Raw genomic sequence first — 3,236 nt, 5'->3', positions numbered from 1 at the left:
GCAATTTTTGATTCTTCTCCTGGTAGCAAATCATTGAGAGCATCGGGCTGAAGTTTGAGCAGTTCTTGTAATTGGGGATAGGTAAGTACATTAAAAGTGCGACCAATTGCTTCGGCTGTCGGCAGGTCGAAGATATAGCCAGGCGCGAGAATTTCACCATCGGTGTTAAGATCCGAGATTAAACTCGCCCAGGGAAGATCTATTGCACCTTGAGGCGGTTGTCCTCTCAAATTAGAAGTTAATTGAACGTAAGGAAGCTCAGATATTCCTACCATCTGTTTGACGGCTTCGTCAAATTTACTTAACAAAAAGTTATTATCGCCTAGAGAGGGGATGCCGAATTGGAAGTGAACGTAAGGCGTATCAATGTTGGTAAGACTTTTAACGGCAATGCCGTAGGTTCCTGTTTCTCCAGGAGCCAGAACGCGAGAACCACCTAAACCCAAGGTAACGTCTGGTTCAATTGTCCGTTCGACTAAATAGCGATAGGGAACAATTGCCTCGTTCCCATTCGGGTTAATGACTTTAACGTCGTAAAGACCGTGGGGTGCTTCTGTTAAGTCAAAGATAGCCGTAATTTTGGTGCTGTTGATCACTTGGTAGCGAACGGGTAAGTATTCGGCAATGCCAGGGCGAACTAATTTAACAAGTGCACCAGGCTGGAATTGCGCTCCTTTGATGTTAGTGGTAACATAACGACTGTCACCGCCTCGGTCAGTCATGACATCGGTGATGCCAAAAGACAGCAATTCGGCTTTAATTGTTGCAGGACTCGACCCAAATACATTTTGTACTAAAATGTAGTAAACCCCAGTATCAGTAGCAGAAATGACCATCGACGGGTCTGGCCCTAATTCCTCCGTATTAGTCGCATCGTAAGCTGTGCCAGTGGGAAGGTTATTGTAGCGCAAGAAGAGTTCGTTCTTTGTTTCGCTGCCCTCTGAATCAAGGCTAACTTTGAAGGTTTGTTCAGCATTTAGTTTAACTTGATAAAGGCGAGATTGACCCGCATTTAAATGGGTTGGCAGAGGTACACCAAGCGGCAGTTCTTCAACCATCACGTTGAGAGGGTTAGCCGAAGTCGTAAAATTATTTGCTTCGTTGGTTGCTTCTTCTATTTGGTTGTAGATATCAGGGCGAACGATTAAGCGATACTGACCTGGTAAAGCTGGCGGCAAGAAGGTTTCTAAGATTTGGGTGTAAGATTGTTCCCCCTCAAGAATGCCGTTAAAGGAAAGGCGACCAACTAAGGGGTCGTTAATATCCCAAACAGTATCTAATGAAAGATAAACGGCATCACTCCACTGCCCACTGGCGGCATTTTCACCTCGGTTAGTAACAGTCCATTGGATGGCTACTGTATCGCCAGAATGAGCCGTAACTGGAGCCAGAATCCCATCGACTTGCAGGTCGGATGGGGGGGCAAACTCGAAAATGATCGGTTGAGTGCTTGAAGTGGCGTTGTTGTTCTCCAAGCTGCCCTCAAAAACTTTCCCGCCAGACAATTGTCCGTAATCGGTAACAACAAAGGCGTAGAATGGTCCCTTTAGATAGGTGGGAATGGACAAAGTTTTTGTAATGGTGTAACTATTGTCTTTGATTAAGCCATTGCTATGATTAATGGAATCGAGATAGATGTCGCTGAGAGGGTCAAAGAATTGATCTCTCGATAGGTAAATGAGATCTGTCCAATTCGATTGGGAAACGGGGGTATCTCCCGTACCACTATTGCTGACTGTATAGGTGAGGTTAAAGGATTGACCAATAGTGGCGCGTTCGGGAACTAAGAGGGAAGTTACCCGTAAGTCGGGTGGCTCTCGTAAAATGATCGGTAGAAAAGCAGCAGTGACGTTATTGCCTTCGTCAAAAAATTCAGGGACACGGGCTAAAGTTTTGCTTATTGTTTCAAAGTAGATCTTAGCTCCAGCAGGGATGCTCCATTTATCGACACGACTGTCGTTAACATCTACAAGATTGGCATCGCTAAAAACGAGTAAAGAAAAGTTTCCTGAAATGCCTTGTGGAAGAATAACATTAAGATGACCTTCATAAAATTCATCTAAACCCAAAACACCCTGACGCTCAAACTCGCCGAGTAACAGGTCGCTCATGTCGAGCGAGGAATCACGAGATAAATAGATGCGGTCTGACCATCGGTTTTCTCGCGTGGCTCGCGTTCCTGTATTCGTGACTGTCCAAGAAACGGGAATGTTTTGACCAGAGAGGGGCGCGGTGACAGGGACAACTAAATTACCAACTTGTAAATCAGGTTCGTGGTAAACAACGGGGAGTATTGTCCTGCTAATGTTGTTAGCAGGGTCTTCAAATCCTCGCTCAATGAAGTCCTCTCGACTTTTCTGATTATCACCAGCCGTGGCTGCCAAGTTTCCTTGGAAGTTGGTTCTCACGTAAATGTAATAATTCCCTTCAATTCCTCTGGGCAAAGTAATCTGAGAAGTTTGAGTGTAGTTGTCTCCTGTTGCCAAGGGCTGCTGCGGGCTATAGATAAAGGAGCCTACCTTGGTCGCTCGTTCCTGAATCAAGGTGGGGTCGGGAGAAACCCAGACTTCATCATACCAATATTTCGTTCCCGACCACATGGATGCGCCGACATTCGTCACTGTCCAGCTAAGATCGATAGGTTCACCCGAAAAGCTGCTGGCTGGTGCAATAATAGAACTAACGATCAAGTCGGCTGGCATTCGGGTCACGTTAGTGGTCGCCAAACCTTCGTTATTATAAGTATAAGGACCTTCCCAGAGGGTTGGCGGCTCTGAATTGGTCTCAACGATGATGTACTGACCTGCCGCCGCAGGAGAGAGGATGGTATCTAAAGTAAAAGTCTCACTCTGACCTGCTCCTAGGCGACTAATTTGCTTGACTTTTCCGAGTAGCCACTTTTTAGCATTAGGATCGTCTAAACTAGGACGATCCGATAGATAGATAGTATCAACCCAAGACTGATTGACGATTTCACGATTTCCTTGGTTTTGCACCGTCCAAGTTACTTGAAAGGGTTCTCCTCCTTGACCTTGCGCCGTTGGCGTAACATTAGTAACGACTAAATCAGGCGGTGAAGTCAAAAGAATTTTGAGCGGATAAGCTTTGTAGTTATTATTATCAAGTTCGTTGGGGTCGTCTGGGTTAATATTAAGATCAAAGGTGTCTTCAAGTACGATGTCATAGGTGTCGCTCCAAGGGGTGATGTACCATTCACCTGTCACTTGTTCGGGTAA

1 protein-coding gene is annotated in these 3,236 nt (G+C 45.6%); it reads right to left on the bottom strand.

What is annotated here, in order from left to right; all coding sequences use genetic code 11:
* A partial coding sequence (locus tag C7H19_RS24930) for a CARDB domain-containing protein (protein ID WP_181280747.1) occupies positions 1–3,236 on the bottom strand: 3,236 nt, incomplete at both ends.

The organism is Aphanothece hegewaldii CCALA 016, assembly GCF_003007785.1.
Taxonomy (GTDB): domain Bacteria; phylum Cyanobacteriota; class Cyanobacteriia; order Cyanobacteriales; family Microcystaceae; genus Chroococcus; species Chroococcus hegewaldii.
This window is presented reverse-complemented; position numbering and strand designations above follow the sequence as displayed.